The following is a 26,519-nucleotide window of genomic DNA, read 5'->3' on the forward strand; positions in this document are numbered from 1 at the left end:
TATATTTAGTGGCTTAAAATATAAGTTCTTAGGGTATAATATAAGTTAATGTTCAGGGGGTGTGATTGATGTCAAGTTTTAGCAACGATTATATCCAGCGGAATTTATCCTCTATTTTAACTCTCAATGTTTTTGAACTTGTTGCAGCCATTTCAGAGTATAAGGGTAAAGAAGGTCTGTATGAGCATCAGTCTCCTGAGATTCTTAAACGACTTCAAGAAGTAGCAACCATACAGAGCACTGAATCATCCAATAGGATCGAAGGTATAGTAGTGAACGGGAATCGGTTGAAAGAACTAATGGCTGAGCGAACTTTACCTCAAAATAGATCAGAGAATGAGGTTGCTTCTTATCGTGCCGTCCTCTCACAAATTCATGCTTCTGCGCAAGACATTCCAATAACACCTAATGTAATCAAACAGCTTCACGGAATGCTATACAGGTTTTCTCCTGGTGAAGGCGGACATTTTAAAATTTCCGACAATACGATTACCGAGAGGCACCCGGATGGAACGGAAATCGTACGGTTTAAACCAACTCCGGCGTTCCGAACAGAAGAAGCGGTTAGTTATCTTTGTACATCAATGTTCACGGCTATGGAGACGAAATACCCTCACCCATTGATCTCCATTGGTGCTTTTATTCTTGATTTCCTTTGTATTCATCCTTTTCGTGATGGCAACGGGCGAATGGCTCGTTTGCTAACTATTCTTTGCTTATATCAAGCTGGTTACCAAGTAGGAAGATTTATCTCACTCGAGAAAATCATTGAGGATACGAAAGATCAGTATTATTCGACCTTGAATCAATCGTCACAAGGGTGGCATGAAGGAGAGCATCAGTTACTGCCTTGGTTAGAGTATTTCCTTGGAGTCCTATTAGCTGCGTACAAAGAATTTGAAAATCGCGCGGGAATGGTAACTGATTCCAAGGGACAGAAAGCGGTCCGAATTCGAGAAATAGTAAAGAATCTGTTGGGTACTTTCACTGCGGCTGATATTGAAGAACGTTGCCCTGATATTGCGCGTCCAACTATTAATGCTGCACTAAAGAAAATGAGTGAGGAAGGAATCATACAGAGGGATGGAATGGGTCGTTCCGCCAAATGGAGAAAACGAGAGACATATGCAGGAGGTCAGTTTATTGACGAAAAAAGTTAAAGTGGCGATAGTGGGACTTGGTTTCGGGGCGGAATTTATCCCTATTTATCAGAATCATCCGAATGCAGACATGTTAGCGATCTGTCAGCGATCTGCTCAGCGACATTTTACGACAAAAATCCAGGTAGGAGGTACGTAATGGTAGACGTTTTTACAGAAATTATCATTAACCGTCCCCGTGACGAAGTTTCAGATTATGCGGCAAACCCAGATAATGCCCCTGAATGGTATGTCAATATTCAATCGGCAGAATGGCAAACTCCAAAACCGCTGGCCGTTGGCTCTAAAATCGCTTTTAAAGCGCAATTTCTAGGAAAGCAGCTTGCATACGTGTATGAGATTGTAGAATATAAACAGAAGCAATTGCTTGTCATGAAAACGGCCGATGGACCTTTTCCTATGGAGACGACTTATACTTGGGAAACGGTCGACGACAATTCTACCCGAATGACTTTGCGAAATAGAGGGAATCACGCCGGGTTTTCCAAGTTATTTGTTCCGTTTATGACATTCATGATGCGAAGAGCAAACATGAAGGATCTGAAGAAAATCAAAAATTTACTTGAAACGCGACTCTAATAGGAGGACTGTTGAAATGCGGGAACCTATAGAATTTAAAACGTTTCGCGATTTGCGAGCTCAAACATTGGCGTTGGCAGAATCATCACCATTAGAGATTGTGGACATCGTACCTGAGGGTTTCAACAATAGCATCCGCTGGAACCTGGGCCACATTTTAGTCGCATGGGATCACGGTATATTTCCGAAGCTAGGTGAGGGATGGAGAATCCCGGAGCATTACCACTACCTGTTCCCAAAAGGAACGAGGCCGAGCGAGTGGACGGCCGAGCCGCCAACTTACTCTGAAATTTTGGAGAAGTTGCGAAGCCAAATTGATGATATCGTTGCAGCGTCAACGGGAAAGCTTGATGCGCCTATTGCTCAACCTTTTCTACGCATAAAGAAGTTAAGGGGGATGTTTAATTTTCACAACGGGGAAGAGCAGCATCATTTGGACTGCATGGTGCGCATTAAACATGCTATCGAAATAAAGACCATGATGGAAATGCAATCAATGCATGCTGATGCTGGAAGCTAGATAAGATGTACGTTCCTAGTTGAAATATGCCAGCCTCCTATGTTATATTGTCCTTATCATATTCAACACGGAAGCACCGTGCTTGCAGGATTTTTACTATTCTGCCTGCACGGTGCTTATTTGTGTTCAAGGAGGCCTGTATATGTACGAGAAGGTGATGTCACCTGGCAAGAATTTAACGAAGAGATGGTTGGAAAATGCTTTTGCCCCGTTGAACGATTATTTGGAGCGGGAACACCCAAACGAGAAGAATCAAATATTGGGTTACCTAATGTTCATGGGGAACGATGAGGGGAAGTTTTATTATAAGAACAAAATAACAAGGTCTTACATTGTATTTAACCAAGCAGGAGCGCTTGTCTCCAACAGCGATTCGGCTTTGCAGTATCAATTTGATGAGATGTTCGGCCCTCGAGGGGAATATAGGGCTATGCAAGATTATCGCCTTCATCCTAATGTGACCCGATGGATAGAGCGAAACTTAAGTAAAGCGGATGAAGCCAAATATGGATTAGAGGTGGGGGTTTTCCTTCAGGAGCTGTGGGGGCCAATGGTTAATTATGATTTCAGCGATCTGAAGGTCGGATATCCACTTAGTAGATCTCGTTTACCTTTTTGCCTACACATATACCCTTCTAAATCCCGGACATTGGTTGCTTTTCAATTCGTTGGAGACGAGATTGTAGAACGAAGATGCAGCATAAAACAGTATAATGACTACCTCCATAGAGAACGCGAATTGACGATTGCGGGTTGGCTTGGGATTGCTATCATTCGCGAAATGCTCGAACATATTTCCAGCTTAAGGAGAGATTTGCCTCTGCTTGTTCAGCGAGCCGATATTCGTGATCCTGAGCATCGACCTATATAGAACCCCATGTTATCCTCATATCCGATCCCGATTATATTCAATGTCGAAAAAACGAGAAAGATGACGTAAAAGTAACAATGACGGAGGAAACGGTTACATGCATGAAGAAATAACTTCCATTTAACACTAAATAGAATAATCTGAATATTTAATCTTTTTAAGAGATAGGCTATAATAAGGACATCAAACGAATCACATGAACATCTTGATTGTCCTGCTTCAGGCGAACCGCAGGTGACCAAACGGCGACTAATGAAATACGAGTTGGTCCGGCTCACCCCCAACAATATATCGCCTGAACTGTACAATATACATCACGCATAGAAGGGAGTATCATCCGATGACGTAGCGCGAGGCAAAGCATGCCAGCATACCTCCCGGCATGTGGGTATCCGTTGAATGGAGTTATCGGCAACACATAAGCAATAAGTACGTGTATGGTTACATGCTAAGCATGTTCGAGTGAAAAATCTGAATTGATGTACATGCGGCGCATGTATCGGAGGTTTAACGAATACAAATGAATAGTTTATCGCAAAGCTAGCCCCGGTCATGGAGATCCATGAACGGGGCTTTGGCGTTTGACTGCCATTATCCGGATGAGGTGCTTCCATTATTGTCATTTTTATGGTAGAGTGAGGTTAATATTCCAGAGGTGAAGCACACCCTGACTTGACGTCCATGACGTCTTGTCGGGGTTTTTGTTGTTGTTCTGGAAATCTGAAGGAGGTATATGATGAGACCTGTCCGATTATATGACGAACTTGTACAATTTGCGGAAATGATGATGCGGCACTTGAGTGAGAGTATGGACGTTACCGTTCGACAGAAGGAGGAAGAGCCGCTGCTGCTGGAAATCAGTCTGAAGCCTAACAATCCGGAGGAGAAAGTGCAGGTGAGCCTTCACAACACATTCCGTACGTATATGGCTGGAGGTGATTTGAATGCTGCCGTTGATTATTTGAACAGCATCATCCGATGCTCGCAATTGGTGCGCACGAAGAGCGATGTCGCAAAGCTCGACCCTGCATATATCTTTCCAGCTATTCGTGACGAACGTTATGTCAAGGAAGCCGCGGAGAATTCGCCATTCCTATCGGAAGAGTATTTGCCGGGACTACGCGTTATTTACATAGAGATTAAGGACAGCTGCTCCAAGATTGTCAATGAAGCTATTCTGAGCCATAATCCCCGGTTGACTGTAGAAAGAGTTAAGCGGCTGGCATATCGGAATTTGCGCTCTGCTGGTTGGCAGCCGTCGCGCCTCTCCTTACAGAGCCCGTTCCACAAGTCGTGTTACGTTGAGGTGTTTATGGATAATTCCCATCCAGTGGAATGTCAGTTTCTGCTCCCGGACATGGCCTCACGCAATCTGCCAAGAAATTGCGTCATCGCCTACACGAATAGAAAAAACGCGCTAATGATGCGTTCCGAAGAGCGAATGGAGACAATAGCGCAAGCACTGCGTTTGGTCGAAAAGTCGAGATTCAGGGACGTTGTGAAACGAAGCTGCAACCTATTGCCAAGCCCGGTTTCTGAACGAATTTACTGGATCAGCAACGGAGAGGCGAGGCTTCTGGAGCAGGTGTAGATTGATTGAATAGTCGAAATGAGGTATTGGTTTGATTTTGACACTCTTCCACGGAAACACCCAAAGTGCCATTGATGAAATGGTAAATGCACGACAATTACTAGAGAAGTTCCGCTCGACAGGGGATTCTCATTACTTAGGAGATGGTTTTTATTTTTATAACGACCCCATTCAGGCGGAAGTTTGGGCAAAAATGAAAGTTAACCGCAACCCGAAATACTTCGGTGAAAACTGGGCAGTAATGAAGTGTGACATTAAAGTGGAAGAAGATCGGTTTCTAGATTTAGACAATAGAGAAGAACAAGATTTTTTCTTTTCTGAAATGATTAGACTGTACGAACAATTAGAAACACGAAACCTGGAACTCATGGAATATAATGATGCTTATCTCTGTAATCATATCGCATCGATCACGGAGGTTCAGTTAATATCAAAGACTTTCCCTTACTTAGATAGAGAAGAAGCGTTCCCGTCAAAATTCTCAAATGACAAAGTACCCCCTTACTCAATAACCAGACATTTTCGAACTGAAAAACAATATGTTGTTAGGCACTCCAATCTAATATCCTCATATGTTATAATCAAATCAGGAAAGTCTAGAATCCGGAAAAGGGGTGTTGCACGATGAATAAGGTTACAAAGTGGAAAAAGAAAATGAATATGTACTATTCAGAATTGCACTCTCAGAAGTTACTTTCCGATTTGGTGACTTCTGGTTTCACAGTTGGCTTAACAAACGAAAACCATTCACAGTTGTACGCTCAATTGATATCTAATCGCGAAATCGCAGTGAGTTCTGATCTTAAAGCTACGATTGTTTCTGGGGATGGCTCATTAGCAGTCGTACTTAAATAGTAGAATAGCTGAGTTAGGTATAATTAGATAAGGCCTCTCCGATACTTGAAAGTAAAGTGAAGGAGGGGCTTTTTATGTCTAGAAAAAATGGAAATGGGAAAATAGAGAGCAAAGTCAAAAATTGGTCTAGTAAAATGAGTGCCTATTATTCAGAAGTTTCCGATTCGAAGCTTTCGACAAACTTGAAAGCCGCTGGTTTTAAGGTAAGAAATAAAAACAAGTAACTCTTTTTGACTCTTGACGCAATATTGTTGAGTGGTAAGAACCTTTGCCGAGCGGGATATCTCCAGCAGGTTTTGATTTATGGCTGTGGAAATCCTGATGGAGATATACGTGAAGGAATCACGTCCAGATCGTTCGCTCGCAGGCCAAAAGGAGCATAATTTACTCTGTTGGGAGAGATGTCGAATAATGTTGTATACTTTAAGAGAGTCATTTAATTCAAAGAAAATGCAAATAAAGGCGATTGAATAAAATGTCTATCCCAGATGACAATAGGAAAATGGATAAAGACCAAATGATTTCGGCCCTTTCACGGCTTAATGAAAAACTCCGAAGCACTGATGAGACGGGTGAGATTATCTTATTCGGCGAAGCTGTAATGTGCTTGATATTTGGAAGTCGGGGTTATACGCGGGATATTGATGCAGTATTTGAGCCCAAAGGCAGCATTTATGCTTATGCCCGTGAAATTGCGGAAGAGGAAGGCTTGCCGTTGAATTGGCTAAATGATGGCGTGAAGGGCTGGCTGTATGTTGAACCGGAAACCGACCTGGTTATGCAGCTTAGCAATTTCAGAGTACTGGCGGCTAAGCCGGAATACATTTTAGCGATGAAGTGTTATGCTGCAAGACTTGATACTGATGATCTCAATGATGCGAAAGTGTTGGTTAATCATTTAGGTCTTAAAGACCGAAATCAAGTTTTGGATATTGTCGAGAAATACATCCCATCTAAGCTGTTGAGCGTCAAAACGGTAGCATTTACGGAGGCGTTGTTCATATGACAATAAATGAGATATTTGAAGAAGAATTTTCTAATGGCCGTGATTTTAGCTTTGCATGGCGTATTTTTTTAGATTTGTTTTATGCCTCCACGAATGAAAAAAGAAGAGAACTAATTAGCCCCGCTCCTATATGTTTGGATGATCGTCGTCATCTATCGTATTGCTCAGCAGGGATTCATAAATTATGCAGAGAGTACGGATTGGCTCTGCCAGAATGGGTTACAGACAAATCTCTAATATTGGATGAGCCCTATTTTCCTGGTGTAAAAACGGATTTGCTTAAACTGGTGTGTCTAGTGGAAAGTCCTCCGGAGTTTAAGATGCGTAATATTTTCACGACTGAAAATGTTCTGACTAGGACCTAGGCAAGATAAAGTCTCAAAACGTCTGCCTTATTCTGATCTATTATTAAAAGAGCTATGCTCATGAACCGGGATATTTGGACCTCATCAGGGAAAGTCCTGCACGACTTACTTGTAGGAAGTATTGTGGCAACATATCTCTCTCGGTTCGCCTCAACCACTAGAAATCCGAACGCAAGCGGTCGGGTTTCTGTTTAGAGCTATAATCCACCCTCACTTGGCAGGATCAAGCCATTGTCCATGTCCTTTGTCTAATAACTCATTAGATAATTTGAACACAAGTAAAAAACAAAATAAATTACACATGTATTATTAATGTGAGTAACGACTACCCTTATTCAGGCTATAATTGAGAGTATACGCTGAGGCATAAGGAAGCTTCCTTCGAAGAAGGATTAAAAGTCCCAGAAGCTAGGAAAAGAGAAGATTTATTTGAATCGGCGGTTGTTTCAGGTCGTTCAAGAGGCTGGTTACTCTTAGAGGATGTGATTCCAACGGATGACATGATGACAAAATATAAGGCGGCATTATTGGAAATAGAAGAGCTAAAATTAGGGCAACAAAAATTAGCGCAAGAGAACCAAGATCTAAGAAATCAGTTAAGGCAGCTATCACTATATGCTGAAACAAAGTCTCCAATTCACTACGAACATGCCCAACAAAATGTTGCTAATCCCACCCCCACAACAGAGCAAGAAAATTCCGCATCCGTTCATCAATATTCCAAAGTAGAAGAAAAGTTAGCAGTATATCGGAGCTACTTCCGGGGGCGTGACGATGTCTATCCCGTTCGCTGGAGCAATAAGCAAGGGAAGAGCGGCTATTCGCCGGCCTGCGGTAATGAATGGACACCCGTCTGCCAAAAGCCGAAGGTGAAGTGTTCAGTTTGCACGCATCAGAATTTTCTCCCCGTCACAGATGAAGCGGTGTCAAAGCACTTAGATGCACGACAAGATAGGACGATTGGTGTCTATCCGATGCTGCAGGACGAGACCTGTTGGTTTTTAGCCATGGATTTTGATAAGAAGAACTGGCAAGAAGATGTTTCAGCGGTAATGAAGGTTTGCCAAGATCATGATATTCCCGCAGCTCTCGAGCGTTCACGCTCCGGAAATGGCGGTCATATTTGGATTTTCTTCGAAGAGCCAATCGCCGCCACTTGGGCTAGACGATTCGGGACACTGATTTTGACGTTAACAATGAAGCAGCGCTACCAGCTTGGTCTGGACTCCTATGATCGTCTGTTCCCTAATCAGGATACGCTCCCTAAAGGGGGCTTCGGAAATCTTATAGCTTTACCGCTTCAAGGAGGACCGCGTAAAAGTAGTAATAGCACCTTCGTGGATAGTCATTTTGTGGCTTATGAGGATCAATGGCGATTTCTCTCTGAGCTGGGTAAAATGTCGGAGGAAAGAGTGTCTCGATTTATCCAGTTGAACGCTGGAGATGGAGAACTCCAAGTCGGCCTCGTGAATTCTGATGAAGACGAAGAGGATCAACCATGGGATCGGAATAATAAATCTACTAATGAGCGGTTGAAAGAACCTCTGCCTGCACTGATTTCGATTGTACTTTCGGATCGACTTTATATAAACAAACAAGATCTATCACCAAGCGTAATAAATCGATTAATGAGACTCGCTTCTTTTTCCAACCCGGATTTCTATAAAACACAAGCTATGAGGCTATCTACATTCGGTAAGCCCAGAGTTATTTCCTGTGCCGAGGATCTTCTTCATCACATCGCGCTGCCTAGGGGATGTCAGAAGGCAGTTATGGATTTCTTCGCACTGCATAACGTCAATGTGGATCTAGAGGATAAAAGGTTCGAGGGGACGTCAATCCATGCTGAGTTTCTTTCCACATTAACAACACTTCAGGATGCTGCGGCAAAAGCAATTTTAGCGCATGATATTGGGATTTTATCAGCTGCGACGGCATTCGGTAAAACTGTTGTAGCAGCGAGTATTATCGCTGATCGCAGAGTAAACACATTAATTCTAGTCCATCGGCGGGAACTCATGGAGCAATGGAAGGAGCGGCTGCAAACGTTCCTGAACCTGCCTAAGGAGTCAATCGGTTTGGTTGGCGGCGGCAAAGAAATGCGCACGGGCATTGTAGATATAGCTGTTATTCAAAGTCTCAATCATAAAGGCATAGTCAAAGAATTTATCACAGAATATGGACAAATTATCGTGGATGAATGTCACCATGTTTCTGCTTATAGTTTTGAGCAGGTTCTTATGAAAGCCAAAGCAAAGTATATATTCGGTCTTACGGCGACGCCCAAACGTCAAGATGGACAAGAGGCGATCGTAACCATGCAGCTTGGGCCTATTCGCATAAAGATAGATGCCAAGATGTTGGGAAGTACCCGAGGGTTTTCTTTGACGGTTGTTCCCCGGTATTCAGCGTTTTGGATGCCGGCCAGCTCAGTCAATCCAGGTATACAAGAGGTTTATCAGAGTCTCGTCACGGATGAGGCTCGAAACACCATGATTTTCGACGATTTGCTGAGTTGCTTGGAAGAAGGGCGTTCCCCGCTATTGCTTGTTGAACGAACGGCACACGCGGACTATTTCGAACGGCGTCTTCTTAATTTTGCTAAGAATGTTATTGTTCTTCGCGGTGGGATGGGGAAGAAGCAAAGAGAAGCGATTCGAGAGCAGATCGCAAATATCCCGGATAATGAAGAACGTGTGTTCATCGCAACGGGGAAATTGATCGGCGAAGGCTTCGACGATGCTAGGTTGGACACGTTGTTCTTAGTTCATCCGATTTCGTGGACGGGGTCGTTACAGCAGTATGCAGGTCGGCTGCATCGTACTCATGTGAATAAGAAGGAGGTCAAGATTTACGACTACATCGACCTACAGGTGCCGGTGCTGATGAATATGTATAAGAAACGGGTAAAAGGCTATCGGAGGATGGGGTATCGCGGTGCTGAGTTATGATATTTGAGGCAATGAAAAAGACCGTCCGTAGACGGTCTTTTCTACCCGAGAGGCGCTATTCGAAACGATAACCGTATCCCGCGCCTCCAGCTGCGTAATCGTTACAGACTGGATCGGGTAAGGGATACGTTCAACATGTGACTACTAATGTTGACGCACCTCCTTTCCTATAAAGCTATAGTAGCACAGAGAAAGTAGAAGATCTATATTATTATTGGAATTATCAGAAAACTAATATATATCCCAACACACTCCTGACACAATGGTGATCTAGACTAAGTCTGGAAACAACATTCGAGAGGAGATAAAATTCATGCTATTAAAATCTTTCATCGTTGGAGCAGGTATCTTGCTAGCCATTAGCGCTAGCAGCATTCTATCGGCCGCTACGGCTAAGCCGGAGACAGAGGCAAGTTCGTGCGTAAAGTCGGATTCCGGGATAAAGGCCGCAGCCGGGAGCCGAGATGGAAAAAAAGGTAAACCCGGGGAAAAGGCCGTTGCTGCTGCCCCATCGGCAAACAAGAATCCAACAACGGGAACTACTAACAGCAATGTCCCATATTCAGTCGTCATATCGGGTGGATTCGATACGGACCCGCAGGACCATGGCAGACCGGTTGTCCTTATTGCAGCAGCCCTTGGGGTTCCCACAGAGGTGTTTAGAGAAGCGTTTAGCGGCGTGACTCCCGCTGGACCGGATACGGGGCCGACCTCGGAAGAAGCCCAACGCAACAAAGCAGCCCTTCTTAAAGTACTTGCTCCTTATGGGATTACGAATGATCGTTTGGATGAGGTATCCAATTACTATCGCTATAATGCAAGCAAAGGCGAAATATGGTCAAGAACGCAGGCCACGGCAACCGCAAAGGTTGTGAATGGCGTCGTGACGGGCATAACGATTACGAAACCGGGAGCGGGGTACTCTTCCACTCCGACGATAACCGTAACGACGCCGAATGGTAAAATTACGGCGACAGCAACGGTATCGTTCACCAAGGATTTCAAAACGAACGGAAGCATTGCATCTGTAACGAATAAATAACTGCGTCGGATCAAGCGCTTATAAAAATTATCGAGATTCGATCTTTAAATAAAGCGAAAGAAGACATCCTCCGTCTTCCTTCGCTTTATTTATTGGCAGGAAAACTATCGAATAATGTCGAATAATTGAATGTTTCCGGGAATACAAGGGGGAGACGGATTGGCAGGACTTATGCGAAAAAAGCTTGGACAAATCCGGTTAAACGTTCTTATCATAGGGCTTCTGGTTTTCTCCATGCTCGGGATTACCGTTATCCTGACTAGTGTGGCGTTGAAATCGGAGAAGAATACGCTAACTGAATCAATGCTGCAGTCCAACTTCGAGGGCGCCAGGAATTTAAGCGTAACGATGCATACGTTTCTCTTTTCGATGCAGCACGGCTTGGAGGCGACGGCGAAGTATATTGAAGAGAAGGACGGCGCACTTGAGCAGAGCTCGGAATATTTGAGAACGATGGTAAGCGGCCGCGATTTTTTTAATGCGGTTATCACCGTGGATGAGACTGGAGCCATCCGTTCGTCAGCTCCCATATCCTTTGATAGGACCGCCAATCAAATGGCTTCCCCAGCTTTCTATAGAGCATTGGAGTCAAGAAGACCCCTCATTTCAGAGCCTTTCGCCGATGTATCGGGCCGCATGCTCGTCTTGTTCTCTTATCCGGTGTTCGATCGCACGGATCAATACCAGGGATTTGTCGGAGGTATTATCTATCTGCAGGATCAGAAGAATTTACTTTCCGACATTTTCGACCATGCTACCCGCAGCCAACGAGGGACTTACGCCTATATTGTAGATCAGTCGGGAAATTTGATCTACCAACCGGATCCGGGAAGGGACGGCGAGGTGGCATTATCGGATGTAATCGTCCAGAAGCTGATGAAAGCCCCAAGGGGCACCGGTTCGGTCGTTAATATCAACGGGCGTAAATACCTGGCGGGGTATGTGGCCATGCCGCAAATCGGATGGGGTGTCGTTCTTCAATCTCCGGCAGCGCAAGTGAACATTGCCATGCGAGAGCTTGTTCAATCGCAACTCGCATCGATTGTTCCGTTATTCGTCATCATCTTGCTTATCAGCCTCTGGATTGCTAGAAGGCTGACGGTCCCGTTTACTGTGCTGACGAGAACCGCTCGTCAAATTGCGGCCGGGGAAAGGATGGAAGCCCCGCCTTTTACAAGCCATTGGAACTATGAGGCACATCATTTGGCCAGAGCGATGACGTTGGCGGTAGGCGGTCTGCAGCATCAAGCGGACCGGATGACCGAAGCGGCGCGAACCGACAAGCTTACCGGTTTGGCCAATCGGGCGTCCATGGACGCCCGATTGGCGGAATGGACGGCCGAAAGCAAACCGTTTACCCTCCTTGCGGTGGATGTCGATCATTTCAAAGCGGTCAACGATACGTACGGTCACAACACCGGGGATGAAGTGCTTGCCTATCTTGCTCGGATATTAGAGACGGAAACCGGGGAAACCGGTTTGTGCTGTCGGTTTGGCGGCGAGGAATTCGTTGTGCTTCTTCCCGAGCAAAGCTTGAACACAGGCCGTCTCTTGGCCGAGCGAATCCGAGGGAGGCTGGCAGGCTCGACAAGTCCAACGGGAAGCCCGATCACCGTATCCATAGGAATTGCTAGGTACCCGGATCACGGAAAGGACTATCATTCGGTGTTTGAACAGGCGGATCAGGCACTATACGAGGCGAAGAGGGGCGGAAGGAACCGAACGGTCGCAGCGAGATGATTTTCGGCTAAAGATATTAATTGACATGGCATAGGGTTAAACCCCTATAATGGGGACGAAGGAAAGTTAATACGATAACCGAATAAGCGGATGATGGTAGTGGGAGAGATTACCGGTTTCAAGGGTAACGCCGAAGGAGTAAGCCTTTGCGGGTGAATCTCTCAGGCAAAAGGACCGCTATCGGACGCAACTCTGGAGAGAATCCCGGCAACGGGATCACCCAAGGGGAAACTTGACTGTCGTTTACATGGATGTCATGAAAGCGATTGCGAGGTAACTCTCAGGTATAAAGGACAGAGCGGAAGGAACGGCATGCTTCGCCTAAGGCGAAGTGTGTTTAGATCCTTTCGCCTGTCCTTTTTGACGTTCTGAATAGACTTGATTAAGAGGTGATGGGATGACTGAATTACGACGTACTCCGCTGTATCCCCTTTATGCGGGCTATCCCGCCGTTCGATGCATCGATTTCGGCGGTTGGGAGCTGCCGGTCCAGTTCTATGGCATTCAGCGGGAGCATGATGCGGTTCGCGGGCAGGCTGGGTTGTTCGATGTGTCCCACATGGGCGAGTTCCGGGTGACCGGACAATACGCGGAAGCCTTCCTGCAGCGGATGACGACGAACGATGTGTCCCGTCTATCGGCGGGGCAAGCGCAGTATACGCTCTTGTGTTATCCGGATGGAGGCGTTGTCGACGATCTGTTGGTCTATAAGCTGTCCCAAGACCAATACATGCTCGTGGTCAACGCATCGAATATCGACAAAGATTTCACATGGCTGAGCGAGCACCTGATCGGAGACGTCGTCTTGGAGAATCATTCAGAACAGACTGCTCTGCTGGCGCTCCAAGGGCCGGCGGCCGCGCAGATTCTAGCCCGCGTAACGGCGGAGCCGATTGACAAGCTTGCTCCGTTTCATTTCCTCGATCAAGCGGAAGTGTGTGGACGAAAGGCGCTTGTCTCGCGCACGGGTTATACGGGAGAGGACGGCTTCGAAATATATCTCGACTCCGGGGACGCTCCGCATGTGTGGCGGGAATTGCTGCGGGCGGGCGAGACGGACGGCCTCATTCCGACAGGATTGGGCGCGCGAGATACCCTCCGCTTCGAGGCTAAGCTTCCCTTGTACGGTCAGGAGTTGTCCAAAGATATCTCGCCGTTGGAAGCAGGAGTCGGTATGTTTGTGAAGTTAGCCAAGGAGGGCGATTTCATCGGTCGGGAAGCGCTGGAGAGACAGAAACAAGCGGGCTTGCCTCGCAAGCTGGTCGGGATCGAAATGGTGGACCGCGGCATTCCGAGATCCCATTATCCGGTATTCGCGGACGGCCGCCAGGTCGGCGAGGTGACGACGGGAACGCAGTCGCCGACATTGAAACGCAATCTAGGACTGGCGCTGCTGGATATTGCTTATACTGAATTGGACACGGAAGTATGGGTGGAAATTCGCGGAAAACAGCTGAAAGCTGCGGTCGTCAAAGCCCCTTTTTACAAAAAAACGCAGACAACGGGTGAAGGAGCCAAACCATGATTAAGCACCGCTACTTGCCGATGACGGAACAAGACGAAACCGAGATGCTGAAGGCGGTTGGAGTGAATTCCGTCGAAGAGCTCTTTGTGGATATTCCCCAATCGGTTCGCTATGAAGGCATCATGCCGATGTCCGGGGCGCTAAATGAACCCGCGCTTCTTAAACATATGCGCCAGCTCTCGGATCGAAACGCCGATTTCGACCGTTACACAAGCTTCATGGGCGCGGGCATTTATGATCATCATATTCCCGTCGTTATTAATCACGTCATTTCCCGTTCCGAATTTTATACGGCCTACACGCCGTATCAGCCGGAGATCAGCCAAGGCGAGCTTCAGGCCATCTTCGAATTTCAGTCGTACGTTTGCGAGCTGACCGGTATGAAGGTGGCAAACGCCAGCATGTACGACGGCGCTACCGCCTTGGCGGAAGCCGCCGCGCTTGCAAGCGCGGCGACGAAGCGTAAGCGGGTCGTCGTCTCCCGCACCGTCCACCCGGAAGCCCGAGAAATTCTGCTCACCTCGGCGCGCGGGTTGGGACTGGAGGTCGTCGAGGTCGGCTATGTAAATGGCATAACCGACCTGGCTGAGCTGGAAGCGGCAATAACGGACGATACGGCAGCGGTGCTTGTACAAACGCCGAACTTCTTCGGTTGTTTGGAAGATATCCGACCCATTGAAAAGCTCATACATGCGAGCAAAGGACTGCTCGTCATGAGCGTAAACCCGTTATCGCTCGGATTACTCGAATCGCCTGGCGAGCTGGGCGCGGACGTCGTCGTAGGAGATGCGCAGCCGCTTGGCATTCCGGCATCGCTCGGCGGTCCGACCTGCGGCTTCTTCGCGGTGTCGGAACCTTTAATGCGGCGAATTCCGGGAAGAATCGTCGGGCAGACGGTCGACTCGGAAGGCAAACGTGGGTTTGTATTAACACTGCAGGCGCGCGAGCAGCATATCCGGCGGGAGAAGGCGACTTCCAACATTTGCTCGAATCAAGCGCTCCTGGCGCTATGCGCTTCGGTTTATATGTCCACCTTAGGCAAGGAGGGTATACGGGAAGCGGCTTTGCTGAACCTGAGAAAATCCCATTATGCCTCCGGGCGAGTGGAAGGAAGCAATGCTTTCTCGCTATCGTTCACCGCTCCGTTCTTTAATGAATTCGTCGTGAAGCTGCCGGCGGGAGCAGAAGCGGGTTCGATGAATGCCAAGCTGCTTAAGGCGGGGTATATCGGCGGCTATGATCTGGGTGTCGCATATCCGGAGCTTGCAGGACATTTGCTCGTCGCCGTGACCGAACGGAGAACAAAGGAAGAAATCGAAGGATTCTTTCGCGAAATGGAGGCTTGTCTATGAAACCGGAAAAAGCGCTGATCTTCGAAATGAGCAGGCCGGGACGCGTCGCGTACTCTTTGCCGGAATGCGACGTACCTGAAATCGACGCTGCCTCCGTCATTCCTTCCGAGTTGTTGCGCGGCAAGCCGGCCGAACTTCCGGAAGTGTACGAGGTCGATGTCATCCGCCACTATACGGAATTATCCCGACGCAACTTCGGTGTCGACAATGGTTTCTATCCGCTCGGTTCCTGCACGATGAAATACAATCCGAAGATCAATGAAGACGTGGCGAGATTCGCCGGCTTTGCCAAAATACATCCTTACCAGCCGGAGGAGAGCATCCAAGGGGCACTCGAATTGCTGTATACGCTCCAGAACGATTTGGCCGCGCTAACGGGCATGGATCAGGTGACGCTGCAGCCTGCGGCTGGAGCGCACGGCGAGTGGACAGGTCTGATGCTCATTCGGGCGTATCACGAAAGCCGCGGCGAACATCGCATGAAGGTAATCGTGCCGGACTCCTCTCATGGCACGAACCCGGCCAGCGCTACGGTAGCCGGGTTCGAAACCGTAACCATTAAATCCAACGAACGCGGCATGGTTGATCTCGATGCGCTGCGCGCCGCGGTCGGCAGCGACACCGCTGCGCTCATGCTGACGAATCCGAGCACGCTTGGCTTGTTCGAGGAGCAGATCGTGGAGATCGCCAAGATTGTGCATGACGCGGGAGGTTTGCTCTATTATGACGGGGCGAACTCGAACGCCATTATGGGCATCGCCCGTCCTGGCGACATGGGTTTTGACGTCGTCCACCTCAACTTGCATAAAACGATGAGCACGCCGCATGGCGGCGGCGGTCCCGGCGCAGGACCGGTCGGCGTGAAGAGCAAGCTGACCCCGTTCCTGCCGAAACCGATTGTAAGCCGACGGGAAGACGGAACGTATTATTGGGACACGGACCGTCCGCAGTCGATCGGTCGCGTCAAAGCCTTTTACGGAAACTTCGGCATTCTTGTGCGTGCCTATACGTACATTCGTACGTACGGGCCCGATGGTCTCCGCCGGGTGTCCGAATGCGCCGTGCTGAATGCCAACTATATGATGCACCGGCTCGCCCCTTATTACGAAGTGGCGTATCCCGGCGTCTGCAAGCATGAGTTTGTGCTTTCCGGCAAGCGGCTTAAAGCCTATGGCGTACGTACGCTCGACGTGGCCAAGCGGCTGCTCGACTTCGGTTATCATCCGCCTACTATCTATTTCCCGCTTAACGTCGAGGAAAGCATCATGATCGAACCGACGGAAACCGAAAGCAAGGACACGCTCGACGCGTTCATCGACACGATGATCCGGATCGCCAAGGAAGCGGAGACGGATCCGCAGCTCGTCCTGAACGCGCCTTATTCGACCGTCGTCAAACGGTTGGATGAAACGACGGCCGCGCGCAAGCCGGTGCTCAATTGTACTTGCGGCTGATCAATATCAAGCGATAAGTCCGGCAGTCCAAACATTTATGAAGAGAGAAGGCGTTTAGGATGAGCGAAGTGAGAGAACATTTGGTGTATAGCGAAGAGCACGAGTGGGCGGAAACGGTTGAAGGACAGGTCGTCAGAGTTGGCATTACGGATTATGCGCAAAGCCAATTGGGCGACATCGTGTTCGTCGAATTGCCGGAGCTGGGAGCGAGCGTACTTGCAGGAGACAGCATGGGGTCGATCGAATCGGTCAAAACCGTCTCCGAGCTGTACAGCCCGGTATCCGGTAAAGTGCTCAAAGTAAACGGGGATTTAATCGATCAGCCCGAGCTTCTGAACGGCGAGCCTTATGAAGGCGGTTGGATCGCGGAAGTGGAAGTCGAGGGTAGCGTAGAAGAAGCGCTCGGTAAGCTCCTGTCGGCGACAAAGTACCAAACCCTCATCGAGTAGTCGCAACATTGCACGAAGAAGAGCCCGACCGATAAGGTCGGGCTTTTAATGTGCGGAATGATCCCTGCGTGGGCTGGAAATTTATAGTTTCTTATTTTGAAAAAAGCTCCAGCTGCCCGATATCGGAGGATTCTTGCCTCCATTAAGGTTGGTGGGCGAGTAACTCATTTTAATGGAATCAAATTTTAACTGAATGGTTTCATATACGTTGTTAAAGTCATAGCCGGTTACATTTACCGCAGTTAAATCAATGGTCAAAAATGGAGCTGCCGATTCGCCGTTGGGTACGAAGACGAACTGTCCGCGTTTGATGCTTGTGCCGGATACCGTAGCTAGGAATAAAGGGATAGAGGAGGAATCCGTTTTTTTCGTGACGGTAAAATTGTTGAGGACGGCTTTACCGCCAACGGCTCCTCCACCTGATGCGCCGGCGTTCGGCGTACTGTTGGTTACATCGAATTGAACGCCGGAGAGAACGATCCAATTTTCATAATTTCTCACGGTCGAGTCACCGGTAATTCCGTCCAATTTGAGATACACATTGTAGGTAAGGGCAGGTTTCGTGTCCAGATCCGGTAAAGCTGCTGTCGCGGAAGCCGCACTGGTAACCATCATCAATAAACAAATAACAAGGATTAACTTTTTTCTCAATGCGTGCATGAAATCACCCTTAAATAAGATTTATAAGCTGTAAATCCTTATTCTGAAGCAGGGGTATATAGAACGATTATCAGAGTTCTAAGTATCCTTTCCTCTCGCTTAGGCAATAAAAGTAATAGATTACTTAAGCGAGGGGAAATCATAGATGCATGCGATGTGGAAAGGAACTATTCAAATAGCAAAGTTTCAAATTCCGATTAAGCTGTATGCCGCCACGGAAGACAAGGAAATATCCCTTAAACAAACTCATGCGCCATGCGCAGGTCCGATCTCCCATTTGAAGTTCTGCCAAACTTGCAATACGAGAGTAGAAATGGAAGAGATTCATAAAGTTTATGATTTGGGCGGCGGGAATTTCGTGGAAATCACCGAGGATGAGCTGAAAGGCATTTCGCCCCAAACCTCCAAAACGGTCATTATCGAACAGTTTGCCGATGAAAAGGAAATCAATCGTATTCGGCTGAAGAAACATTACTATATGGGAACCGATGAAGTAGGGGAAGAGGCATTTCGGCTTTTTCAAACTAGTCTCCTTCAATCGAAGAAGATCGGCATCGGATACATTACGCTCAGATCCGTTCAAAGCCTTGCGGCGGTGTGGCCGTTAGAGGAAGGGTTAGTCCTTTCGACTATGCTTTATGAAGATGAGATTCGAGCCATGGACCGAATTAATGCCCCGACTCATCCATCCCAATCGCATATATCCGAAGCTCACGTGTTTGTTTTCAATCAACTGATCCAAGCGATGACTACGCCTTTTGCGGGCTCCAAATATGTAAATAAATACGACGAAGCGCTCAGATACCTTATTGAGAATAAAATTACGAAAATAGCGCCAAGAGTTAATGTTACGGAACAACAACCCGAGCTGCAACGGAGTGCCAATCTAGAAGACTTGTTATCGTCGCTGAATACAAGCCTGGACTATGTAAAGAACGAGAGCGACGTTTTTACTCAATCTGACTTCAATCAAACGCATTGATTTATAAAGAACATCACCATAAACGGCAGATAAAGCGGGACTTCATCAAGAAGCGATTGCTCGGTTAGAGAACGGAGGGATAATTTATTTGAACAGACAAGAACTGCGCAAAAAGGTGCGTAACACCCGACCATCAAGCAGCCGTACTTCAGATTCCATTGCGAATATCACATCCGGACTGGCGGTCGATGAGATCTCTCATCTGAGGACCATGTCACCGGAATGGAGAAAGCTGTAAGAGACCATTGCCATCAAGGCTCGTCTTTAGAGGCTCACTCGACGATAGCCGACGACAAGATGGTTTATTGCGGTACTAAGCTGTGATATTTGACGATGAATGGAAAACCTACGAGACATCTGATCTGAGAGTGCTCTGTGTTATAAATCAGGATAAATTCGATTATAATGTTTACTGATTTATTTGAACTTTGCTTTAACTTGTCCCCCTCTTTTTTATTTTAAGTTCATTTGAAGTTTGTGGAGTCCAATGATAGAATAGGGGATGAGGTGATATGTTTATGTTTAATCCAGATCAAGTAGAGGTTGCCATTTCAGAAGCTCAGTCAATACCAGCTTTGCTTGGGAAACATATGGAGCAAGAGGGTAAAAACACGAAAATATTTTTAATGGCGCTTGCAAATTATATAGAAAAAACGTCACCGTTGAGTAAGGATGAAATTTTTGAAAAGATTAATCTGGAGGATTTACAGAGTACTTCAGATCTATCCTCGCAAATGCAGCTCCTGTTGGTTCATATGGTTAAAGTTGGTGTAGAGGATGGGCTTGTGACAAAGATCTACACAACGGGAGACGTGGCGCGGTTTTTCGGAGTAACGGTTGCTACGGTAAACAACTGGCTCTCTCTAAAGCGTCTGACAGGCGTTGAAAAAGAGGCCCGTTATAAACAAGCGCGTATTCCGGAAACAGCAACCTACACATCGGCTACCGGTGATGTCATGACCATTAGGGAGGCTGCGGAGATCTATATGACCAATAAAAAACGTACTTCAGTCCGCCCTTTGACTCCGAGTCAAGAATTACAAGAGCTCTTGCACGAAATCATTTTTTTTGAAAAGAAGTATGGGGGAGAGTTGAAAAACACATTAGCTCAGAAAATGGAGAAGTTAACTCCTGCAGAGCAGCGGGATTTGAACGAGTGGAAACACTTACTCCAGGAGGTTGAGGATTATCGTGTATGAATCGACGACCTCCAAGTAATATTGTGCTTCTTGAAAAAGAATTTAGCTCCGTAATTGTGGATGTAAGGGATGGAGATTCAACAGGAAAAATGAGTAGCATGGTTTTCCAAAGGTATACATTCAGTTTAGTTGATGGGAGTAAACTGTATGTGACAGAGAGAATATCAAATAATGAGATTCTATACTATCAGTACGACTGGATGAAGGATGCGACAACTGTCATTCTTAAATTTCATTCTGAAAGTCATTCGGAGGATGATAGGTATCAAACATCAACCGAACCTTATCATATTCATCCTCCGGATGATACGAAATTACATAACATGACCAGGTATCCAAACACAAGCCATCAAGAACTTCATGCTGTTTTTGAATTTATTTTTCTATATTTATTAGCGCAAGGTGTATTGAGGTGATCTTCGAGCCAGCCGAGAGTAAGACTTGCTTTCTTGCGTAGAGCCAGGGGTCGAATCTGGTTCGTCTTAGCTTGTAATTTGTCCAATTAAGCTGCGCATGTTGTCGCCGGCAATCTTGTACTTTGTCTCTTCGGGAATCTCTGCATCTGTAATCATCATCATCGAGCCGTTCGGATCATTGTAAGGAAAATAGGTACCGAACAAAAGCCGATCTATGCCGCATTTATTGACGATATATTCGATTTCTCCATGTTGAATCAGGCTATGAGTTTCAATATATAAGTTGGGGTGCTGTGCAAGCAGAGGAATATAAGAACGATTATGATAAAGCAGTTTTTGATCGTTTCCTTCGATAATAACGGGGAGATTCGGATAAGATTCGCAAATGCCGTTTACCGTATCCCAGCTCGTTTCCATATGCCACAATATAAGCGGAAGACGCTTCGCTTCCATCACCTTGAGCACGTCCCCGACCTGCCATTTGTTCATGCTATAACGAAGTTTTTTAGGGAACATGCGGACGGAGACGACTTTGTTCGCGATCATGCGTTCGATGTATGAAAGTGAATCGTTCCGTGTGCCGGCAAGTTCAGGTACCCAGACGATACTTCCGGAAAGGGATTCGAAGGGGGCGATGAGGGAGAGCAAATTTTCGTTCCCGACGGACGCATTGTACTCCAGACATTCCGCCGAGGTTACGACAGCCTCATGGATTTGTTGGGCATCGAGCGATTGGATAAGCGCTTCAACTCCGATGACGGGTTGCAACTGCTCTCGTTCGGACGAGACGGTCCAGCAGTTGATATCGAAAAAACGGTACATGCTTTTGCTGCGATGGAATCTTTGAACGATTTCCGCCAATTGCACGCTCAAGTTGAGCCACCTCCCTTTTACATTTTTCAGACCACTACGACTTTAACCCCTTGTCCCCTAATTCGCTCCAGCTCTTCGGCAGGCGCTTTGTCATCCGTAATCAGCATGTCGATTTCATTCAACTCAGCGATCTGGATGAACCGCGAAACGCCGATTTTGCTGTAGTCCGCCGTGACGATGACCTGCGCCGCATTTTTGATCACCGCCCGGCAAATCTCCGTTTCATAGGGATGCTCGGACGTTACGCCGCCCTGCATGCTTATCCCATCCACCGATAAAAATAGCTTATCCAGCTTGTAATCGTTCAACTGTTGAATAGCATGATGGCCGAATACGGCGTTCGTGTCGGGATTGTAGTACCCGCCAAGCATGATGGTTTTAATGTATGGGTTTTTCCCCAACTCATAAGTCGTAATGATAGAGTTGGTAACGACGATCAGGTTTTTATGATTTTTCAAGCTTTTGGCAATTTGCAGCGAAGTGCTGCCGGTGTAAACCATAATGGATTCGTTCTCGGAGATGAGATTTACGGCATATTCGCCGATCTTCTTCTTCTCCGCCAAGTTTTTAATATGGCTTTCGTCAAACGCATCCTTCATTTCATTTTCTTTCACGCTGACGGTTCCGAAGCCGCGTTCGATCAGCCCTTTCTTCTCCAAATGGATCAGATCGCTGCGAATGGTAACGCCGGACGTGTTGAACACGTCTTTAAGGTCGGAGATGCGGACCTGTTTTTCTTTGCTGATGATCTCCAGGATTTGTTCCCTGCGGGCTGCCGCGGATAGGACCATTAGATAAACCTTCCCTTGTGGTTAGACTTCACTAATTTATAACTTTAGAATTTCTTATGCTTATAATAAACGAATCGATTTGTAAAAAAAAGGAGAGAATAGTTGTTCACTCGATGTCAAATCGAAATGTCAATTCTTTATTGATGTGCATAACTTCAAACAAATCAGTCGCTGCCTGCCCGTCTAGCTCGCATAAACTCAAGTTCAACCTGGCAGAAAGCTGAATACGAATAGGTACATCGGTTTGCAAACGGTACAAAACGGAACGCCCGTCGACCCGCTGCCATTCGACTCGAATGGTCCCTTCATTCCCGGGTATCGGGAATCTGCCTGTCGCTTCGGCAAGATCGCCGAATTTCGGATGCAGGCGGAAAGCGAGCGGGTCTCCCGATCGATCCGGCAAGAGACCTAATACATGGCGGGATAGCTGCCACGTTGGGCACGATGAAAACAAGTGGCAGTGGCTCCAACGCAAATCGAAAACCTCCGACGGCGTCGTTAAGCCCTGATCCAGCATCCACCCCCAGCAGGTTCGGTATTGATTCAGGACAAACTCGTCCTCGCCGGCCTCCCAAAGCGCATCCAGCGCGTAATGGGAAAAGAATGGCGTGATGAGTTGGGCCTGGCTCACCGCCGGTTCGCTCAAACGAGGGGCGTCTGAGCGGTTGGGGAAACTGTTCGAATAGTGTTCCTTGACGCCCGCCGCCACCCGTTTCTGCCCTTCTTCATCCAACAGGTGCAGAGAAAGCGCGAATACGTTGGCGTGCAGGCTGGATTCGGACGAAACGGCCGCTGCATTCGAACGCTGGGCCGAATGTGCGGGAACCGCTTTGGCGAGTAACCCGTCCGCATTGAAGTATTCGCTTCGAATGATCTTATCCAGCATACGGATCGATTCGCCGATCCGGTTATCCTGCCAATTCACGCCGATTTCCTTCTCCCAGTCTTTTAGATCCCGCAAAGTCCTCAGCAGCATAAGATTGAGCGCCACGTTGATTTCATCCGCAGCAACAACATGGCCCCAATCGATAAAATCCCAGGCATCGATTCCGATTACTCCTGAGGGCGTCAGATGCCGCAAAAACAAATCGATCGTTTTCCGCGCGCAATCGTAAAGCTCGGTTAATAAGGAGCGATCTCCCGTCAGGCGGAAATATCGCATGCAGCCGTCGACCCACATCAGGGCGGAACCGGTCAGGAAGCTGGGCTGTCCGGGATACAGCCCCGATACGAAGCCGTCTTCCCTTGCGCAATAAGCGGCTTGCTGCAGGCTCCTGCGAATGAGCGCATAATCGTCGAATGATACGCTCAACGTTTCAATCCCCACGACAGCGGCATCCCCCAGCCATTGTCCTCTTTCCCGGGTGGGATTGTCTGTCACGGCATCTTCGCTGCAAGCGAGAAGCGACTCCACGCCCAGCTGCCAAATCCGGTTCAAACGCTCGTCATTGCAGGAAAATGCGCCGGTCGGTCGATCGAAATAAGTGCGCTGATCCGCCTCCGCCTCGACGATCCGGATCTGTTCCAACGGGCAGGCGATATGGATTTCAAGGTAACGGAACCCTCGTGGAGAGAACGTCTGCAGGGTTTGAACGCCTCCCGAAGTCACCCAACGATCCATGTTGCATGACATGCTGGCCGATAAAGGAATGACCGGACAAACCCGGTTATCGGTAAGCGATTCGCAGTAGCCGGCCTCAACGACGGTTCCGGCAGGAACTTCGATCGTAATTCGGGGCCGATACAACCCGATGTTCTGAAAGTCGAAGCGGATCCACGCTCCTTCAGAATGCTCGCGGGGCTGAAGATCCCTCAGCATGAATCTGATGGGCATGTCGTCGTCGGCATAGCCGAATCGATTGGCGTAGACTCCATCGGTCAACCGTTGTCCCGCCACCTTCAGTCGGCGGCAATCCGCGATTGTTTTCGGCCGCAACTCGCCTAACGGAACTTCCACTTCCACGGCTTGCACTCCGCCGTCGTTGTAGCCGGCTGCTGATTCCGGTTGCGGCAGCAGCTTCGTATCGCAATATTCGGCCCAGCCAAGTTGGCCGTTAATCCGCCTGCCTGTGCGGCGATAGGCTATAATCCGCTTGCAGGTCCATTGCAAATCGACGGCTCCTTGCGGGCCTGACAGCTCGCACATTAAGAATGGCGGGAGGTCGGCCAACGCAATGCGGGTATCGACGCCAATATGATGAACAATTACCGCAATCGACAATCTCCCTCCTTCGCACGCAACCGAAATCTCGTCATATTCGGGGTAAGCCGGCGTATAGCGTGCTGGGCCCTCCAACCGTTCTTCCCCGTTGACATAAACACGATAGAAATCTTTGCCGAAGACACGGAGCTTGCAGATTTCTGCGCTCGACACAAATGCTTCGGCAAAAAACCAAACGTACGTATCCGGTTCATTCGGCAAGTCGGGATGCCATAGAAATTTTTTTTGAGCCATTGCCGTCCCTCTCGAAATAAAGTGATTATTAAATTCTTTGTTCTTACAAAATATTTATTTTCACTCTTAAAAAATTAATTATATAAATATAATTATAAGATATTTATAAACTATTATCAATTAAGGATAAAAGGTTGTGGATTGAAAAGAACGTTCCAGCACCGCGGAGGCTTCCGACATGCCGCCGATTTCTCCAAGGGCAATCAGTTGGACGAGCGCGTTGCCGATGACGCTTGCTTCCGGAAGCTGCGAAATTACGGGAATTCCCGAGCGTCTCGCCGTCAGACGGCACAGAAGCGAATTGCGCGACCCGCCGCCGACGATATGGATTTCCTTTATGGTTTGGCCCGTCAATTGTTGCAGTTGGCCGATCGTATGGGCGAATTTGGCTGCTAATCCTTGGGCGATACATTTGTAAAGATCGAACTCGGTTTCAGGTTCTTTCTGACCGGTCTTGCGGCAGTAATTGACGATCTTGCCGCTCATATCTCCGGGAGCCGCGAAATCCGCATGCTCCACATCGATCAGCGACTCGCAGCGGCTTGCCTCCGCCCCTGCCTGCAAATAGGCGTAATCCACATTTTTACCGTCCTCGGACCATTCCCGGATGCACTCCTGCAATATCCACATCCCTGTCATGTATTTGACGATATGCGTACGGTCTCCGTAGTAACCCGGTTCATTGTGGAAATGACCCGCCAGCATCTCGCGGTTCATGACCGGATCGCTGCGGACCAGACTGACGACCGACCATGTTCCGCAAATAATGCACGCAGTGTCTTCACGGTTGTTTCCCTGCGCCGCCAGAAGGGCTGAAAGGGTGTCGTGCTGGGCAACGGAAATGACTGGAATGCCGGACAGGCCGGTTTGCTCGGCCACATGGGGCAACGTGCTTCCGATCGTTCGCCCGGGCTCGGCTATTTCCGGCCATATCCGGGGAAAACCGAATGCCGTCCCGATCCGCTTGCTCCAATTGCGTTCATGTAAATTGAATAGCGACGAAGCCGAGGCAAGCGTGAGATCGCAGTTGATTTCCCTGGTCAAATAGTAAGTCAGCAGGTTAGGGATGAATAGAAGCGTATGCGCCTCCCCCAGCAATGCTTGATCGCCATCCTGCATGGCCGCCAGTTGGAACAGAGTGCTGACTTGCGACGGCGTCTTCCCGGTGATCGAGTACAGCTCTTCTTCGGACAACTGCGCAAGCGCTTTGTCGCGAATGTTGTTCGTTCTCGGATCCCGATAATGGCGCGGCATTCCGAGCAAATTCCCCCGTTTGTCCAATAAGCCGAAATCCTGCGACCAACCGTCGATTCCAATGGAACGAATGCTGCTCGCGATCCGTCCGGCAGCACGAATGCTATTCATCAATTCCTTATAAAGGTGCATTGTATCCCAGTACAGGTTTGAAAAAATAGAAACCGGCCCATTCGGAAAACGGTGCGCTTCTATCAATTTCAATGAATTCCCATCGAACGACCCGATAACTCCTCTGCCATTGCTGGCGCCCAGATCCACGCTTAGAACGTCAATCGATGCGATAACAATTTCTCCCTTCTTACAAATTACTTAGGTTCATATTAACACGAAGTGTAATGATGTTAAAAGTATGTTTATAAATTGGTTATAAAATTAACTATTGATAATGTAATTATAACATTATATAATTCAATCGAAAGGTAAATG

At 47.7% G+C, this 26,519-nt stretch carries 25 protein-coding genes and 2 riboswitches; of the genes, 20 read left to right on the forward strand and 5 right to left on the reverse strand.

Going from position 1 to position 26,519, the window contains the following annotated elements; translation table 11 throughout:
- Window positions 1-68 precede the first annotated feature (68 nt).
- The 17 genes from K7P76_RS00285 to gcvH all read left to right on the forward strand — a co-directional run bounded on the left by K7P76_RS00285 (window position 69) and on the right by gcvH (window position 17,460).
- A complete protein-coding gene (locus tag K7P76_RS00285) occupies window positions 69-1,160 on the forward strand; it encodes a Fic family protein (protein WP_232182070.1) in 1,092 nt (363 codons plus the stop codon).
- Between the two features lie 138 nt (window positions 1,161-1,298).
- Window positions 1,299-1,739, forward strand: a complete 441-nt coding sequence (locus K7P76_RS00290; protein ID WP_232182071.1) for an SRPBCC family protein — start codon at window positions 1,299-1,301, stop codon at window positions 1,737-1,739.
- A gap of 16 nt (window positions 1,740-1,755) precedes the next feature.
- Window positions 1,756-2,259, forward strand: a complete 504-nt coding sequence (locus K7P76_RS00295) for a DinB family protein (protein WP_232182072.1) — start codon at window positions 1,756-1,758, stop codon at window positions 2,257-2,259.
- A 142-nt stretch (window positions 2,260-2,401) separates the two neighbouring features.
- Window positions 2,402-3,130, forward strand: coding sequence for a hypothetical protein (locus tag K7P76_RS00300; RefSeq protein ID WP_232182073.1), 729 nt, complete (start codon window positions 2,402-2,404; stop codon window positions 3,128-3,130).
- Window positions 3,131-3,863: 733 nt separating this feature from the next.
- The gene (locus K7P76_RS00305) at window positions 3,864-4,721 is read left to right on the forward strand and encodes a DUF1444 family protein (RefSeq protein WP_232182074.1); all 858 of its coding nucleotides are present in this window, start codon (window positions 3,864-3,866) and stop codon (window positions 4,719-4,721) included.
- A gap of 31 nt (window positions 4,722-4,752) precedes the next feature.
- Window positions 4,753-5,349 carry a hypothetical protein gene (locus K7P76_RS00310; protein ID WP_232182075.1) on the forward strand — a complete coding sequence of 199 codons (597 nt, stop codon included), beginning with the start codon at window positions 4,753-4,755 and terminating at the stop codon, window positions 5,347-5,349.
- The gene (locus K7P76_RS00315) at window positions 5,346-5,576 is read left to right on the forward strand and encodes a hypothetical protein (protein ID WP_232182076.1); all 231 of its coding nucleotides are present in this window, start codon (window positions 5,346-5,348) and stop codon (window positions 5,574-5,576) included. The genes K7P76_RS00310 and K7P76_RS00315 overlap by 4 nt, the downstream gene beginning before the upstream one ends.
- Window positions 5,577-5,650: 74 nt before the next feature.
- Window positions 5,651-5,800 carry a hypothetical protein gene (locus K7P76_RS00320; protein WP_232182077.1) on the forward strand — a complete coding sequence of 50 codons (150 nt, stop codon included), beginning with the start codon at window positions 5,651-5,653 and terminating at the stop codon, window positions 5,798-5,800.
- Window positions 5,801-6,051: 251 nt separating this feature from the next.
- Window positions 6,052-6,582: a hypothetical protein gene (locus K7P76_RS00325; protein WP_232182078.1), complete on the forward strand. Its 531-nt coding sequence runs from the start codon at window positions 6,052-6,054 to the stop codon at window positions 6,580-6,582.
- Complete coding sequence (locus tag K7P76_RS00330; RefSeq protein ID WP_232182079.1) at window positions 6,579-6,947, forward strand: hypothetical protein; 369 nt, start codon at window positions 6,579-6,581, stop codon at window positions 6,945-6,947. The genes K7P76_RS00325 and K7P76_RS00330 overlap by 4 nt, the downstream gene beginning before the upstream one ends.
- Window positions 6,948-7,447: 500 nt before the next feature.
- Window positions 7,448-9,898, forward strand: a complete 2,451-nt coding sequence (locus tag K7P76_RS00335) for a TOTE conflict system archaeo-eukaryotic primase domain-containing protein (RefSeq protein ID WP_232182080.1) — start codon at window positions 7,448-7,450, stop codon at window positions 9,896-9,898.
- A gap of 313 nt (window positions 9,899-10,211) precedes the next feature.
- Window positions 10,212-10,940 (forward strand): hypothetical protein, encoded by a 729-nt coding sequence (locus K7P76_RS00340; RefSeq protein WP_232182081.1) that lies wholly within the window; start codon window positions 10,212-10,214, stop codon window positions 10,938-10,940.
- A 159-nt stretch (window positions 10,941-11,099) separates the two neighbouring features.
- Window positions 11,100-12,680, forward strand: a complete 1,581-nt coding sequence (locus K7P76_RS00345; RefSeq protein ID WP_232182082.1) for a sensor domain-containing diguanylate cyclase — start codon at window positions 11,100-11,102, stop codon at window positions 12,678-12,680.
- A 90-nt stretch (window positions 12,681-12,770) separates the two neighbouring features.
- A riboswitch (glycine riboswitch) is annotated at window positions 12,771-12,867 on the forward strand.
- Window positions 12,868-12,987: riboswitch (glycine riboswitch) on the forward strand.
- Window positions 12,988-13,077: 90 nt separating this feature from the next.
- Window positions 13,078-14,205 carry a glycine cleavage system aminomethyltransferase GcvT gene (gcvT, locus tag K7P76_RS00350; RefSeq protein WP_232182083.1) on the forward strand — a complete coding sequence of 376 codons (1,128 nt, stop codon included), beginning with the start codon at window positions 13,078-13,080 and terminating at the stop codon, window positions 14,203-14,205.
- Window positions 14,205-15,557, forward strand: coding sequence for an aminomethyl-transferring glycine dehydrogenase subunit GcvPA (gcvPA, locus tag K7P76_RS00355; RefSeq protein ID WP_232183416.1), 1,353 nt, complete (start codon window positions 14,205-14,207; stop codon window positions 15,555-15,557). Before gcvT ends, gcvPA begins: the two co-directional genes overlap by 1 nt.
- Entirely contained in the window at window positions 15,554-17,011 is a 1,458-nt protein-coding gene (gene gcvPB, locus K7P76_RS00360) for an aminomethyl-transferring glycine dehydrogenase subunit GcvPB (RefSeq protein WP_232182084.1), read from the forward strand. The genes gcvPA and gcvPB overlap by 4 nt, the downstream gene beginning before the upstream one ends.
- Before the next feature lie 59 nt (window positions 17,012-17,070).
- Complete coding sequence (gene gcvH / locus K7P76_RS00365) at window positions 17,071-17,460, forward strand: glycine cleavage system protein GcvH (protein WP_232182085.1); 390 nt, start codon at window positions 17,071-17,073, stop codon at window positions 17,458-17,460.
- Window positions 17,461-17,541: 81 nt separating this feature from the next.
- Here gcvH and K7P76_RS00370 read toward each other — a convergent pair whose 3' ends face one another.
- Entirely contained in the window at window positions 17,542-18,120 is a 579-nt protein-coding gene (locus tag K7P76_RS00370; RefSeq protein WP_232182086.1) for an Hcp family type VI secretion system effector, read from the reverse strand.
- Window positions 18,121-18,265: 145 nt separating this feature from the next.
- Here K7P76_RS00370 and ku point away from each other — a divergent pair, with 145 nt between their 5' ends.
- From ku to K7P76_RS00385, 3 genes are all read left to right on the forward strand, one after another.
- Window positions 18,266-19,102 carry a non-homologous end joining protein Ku gene (ku, locus tag K7P76_RS00375; protein ID WP_232182087.1) on the forward strand — a complete coding sequence of 279 codons (837 nt, stop codon included), beginning with the start codon at window positions 18,266-18,268 and terminating at the stop codon, window positions 19,100-19,102.
- Window positions 19,103-19,614: 512 nt separating this feature from the next.
- On the forward strand, window positions 19,615-20,301 hold the full coding sequence (locus K7P76_RS00380; RefSeq protein WP_232182088.1) for a DNA-binding protein: 687 nt from the start codon (window positions 19,615-19,617) through the stop codon (window positions 20,299-20,301).
- Window positions 20,298-20,717, forward strand: a complete 420-nt coding sequence (locus tag K7P76_RS00385) for a toxin-antitoxin system TumE family protein (protein ID WP_232182089.1) — start codon at window positions 20,298-20,300, stop codon at window positions 20,715-20,717. The genes K7P76_RS00380 and K7P76_RS00385 overlap by 4 nt, the downstream gene beginning before the upstream one ends.
- A gap of 66 nt (window positions 20,718-20,783) precedes the next feature.
- Here the strand turns inward: K7P76_RS00385 and K7P76_RS00390 are convergent, their stop codons facing one another.
- The 4 genes from K7P76_RS00390 to K7P76_RS00405 form a co-directional block, all read right to left on the reverse strand.
- Window positions 20,784-21,584 (reverse strand): amidohydrolase family protein, encoded by an 801-nt coding sequence (locus tag K7P76_RS00390; protein ID WP_349403227.1) that lies wholly within the window; start codon window positions 21,582-21,584, stop codon window positions 20,784-20,786.
- Between the two features lie 32 nt (window positions 21,585-21,616).
- On the reverse strand, window positions 21,617-22,381 hold the full coding sequence (locus K7P76_RS00395; RefSeq protein WP_232182091.1) for a DeoR/GlpR family DNA-binding transcription regulator: 765 nt from the start codon (window positions 22,379-22,381) through the stop codon (window positions 21,617-21,619).
- Between the two features lie 106 nt (window positions 22,382-22,487).
- Entirely contained in the window at window positions 22,488-24,836 is a 2,349-nt protein-coding gene (locus K7P76_RS00400) for an alpha-L-rhamnosidase-related protein (protein ID WP_232182092.1), read from the reverse strand.
- A gap of 120 nt (window positions 24,837-24,956) precedes the next feature.
- Window positions 24,957-26,351: a rhamnulokinase gene (locus K7P76_RS00405; RefSeq protein WP_232182093.1), complete on the reverse strand. Its 1,395-nt coding sequence runs from the start codon at window positions 26,349-26,351 to the stop codon at window positions 24,957-24,959.
- Window positions 26,352-26,519 lie beyond the last annotated feature (168 nt).

It is taken from the genome of Cohnella silvisoli, from assembly GCF_021190915.1.
Lineage (GTDB): Bacteria > Bacillota > Bacilli > Paenibacillales > Paenibacillaceae > Cohnella > Cohnella silvisoli.

Bases quoted from the DNA above. Each gene is read 5' to 3' on its own strand.
- K7P76_RS00285 (WP_232182070.1), top strand. From the start codon at position 69: ATGTCAAGTTTTAGCAACGATTATATCCAGCGGAATTTATCCTCTATT.
- K7P76_RS00290 (WP_232182071.1), top strand. From the start codon at position 1,299: ATGGTAGACGTTTTTACAGAAATTATCATTAACCGTCCCCGTGACGAA.
- K7P76_RS00295 (WP_232182072.1), top strand. From the start codon at position 1,756: ATGCGGGAACCTATAGAATTTAAAACGTTTCGCGATTTGCGAGCTCAA.
- K7P76_RS00300 (WP_232182073.1), top strand. From the start codon at position 2,402: ATGTACGAGAAGGTGATGTCACCTGGCAAGAATTTAACGAAGAGATGG.
- K7P76_RS00305 (WP_232182074.1), top strand. From the start codon at position 3,864: ATGATGAGACCTGTCCGATTATATGACGAACTTGTACAATTTGCGGAA.
- K7P76_RS00315 (WP_232182076.1), top strand. From the start codon at position 5,346: ATGAATAAGGTTACAAAGTGGAAAAAGAAAATGAATATGTACTATTCA.
- K7P76_RS00320 (WP_232182077.1), top strand. From the start codon at position 5,651: ATGTCTAGAAAAAATGGAAATGGGAAAATAGAGAGCAAAGTCAAAAAT.
- K7P76_RS00325 (WP_232182078.1), top strand. From the start codon at position 6,052: ATGTCTATCCCAGATGACAATAGGAAAATGGATAAAGACCAAATGATT.
- K7P76_RS00330 (WP_232182079.1), top strand. From the start codon at position 6,579: ATGACAATAAATGAGATATTTGAAGAAGAATTTTCTAATGGCCGTGAT.
- K7P76_RS00335 (WP_232182080.1), top strand. From the start codon at position 7,448: ATGATGACAAAATATAAGGCGGCATTATTGGAAATAGAAGAGCTAAAA.
- K7P76_RS00340 (WP_232182081.1), top strand. From the start codon at position 10,212: ATGCTATTAAAATCTTTCATCGTTGGAGCAGGTATCTTGCTAGCCATT.
- gcvT (WP_232182083.1), top strand. From the start codon at position 13,078: ATGACTGAATTACGACGTACTCCGCTGTATCCCCTTTATGCGGGCTAT.
- gcvPB (WP_232182084.1), top strand. From the start codon at position 15,554: ATGAAACCGGAAAAAGCGCTGATCTTCGAAATGAGCAGGCCGGGACGC.
- gcvH (WP_232182085.1), top strand. From the start codon at position 17,071: ATGAGCGAAGTGAGAGAACATTTGGTGTATAGCGAAGAGCACGAGTGG.
- K7P76_RS00370 (WP_232182086.1), bottom strand. From the start codon at position 18,120: ATGCACGCATTGAGAAAAAAGTTAATCCTTGTTATTTGTTTATTGATG.
- ku (WP_232182087.1), top strand. From the start codon at position 18,266: ATGCATGCGATGTGGAAAGGAACTATTCAAATAGCAAAGTTTCAAATT.
- K7P76_RS00380 (WP_232182088.1), top strand. From the start codon at position 19,615: ATGTTTATGTTTAATCCAGATCAAGTAGAGGTTGCCATTTCAGAAGCT.
- K7P76_RS00385 (WP_232182089.1), top strand. From the start codon at position 20,298: ATGAATCGACGACCTCCAAGTAATATTGTGCTTCTTGAAAAAGAATTT.
- K7P76_RS00395 (WP_232182091.1), bottom strand. From the start codon at position 22,381: ATGGTCCTATCCGCGGCAGCCCGCAGGGAACAAATCCTGGAGATCATC.
- K7P76_RS00400 (WP_232182092.1), bottom strand. From the start codon at position 24,836: ATGGCTCAAAAAAAATTTCTATGGCATCCCGACTTGCCGAATGAACCG.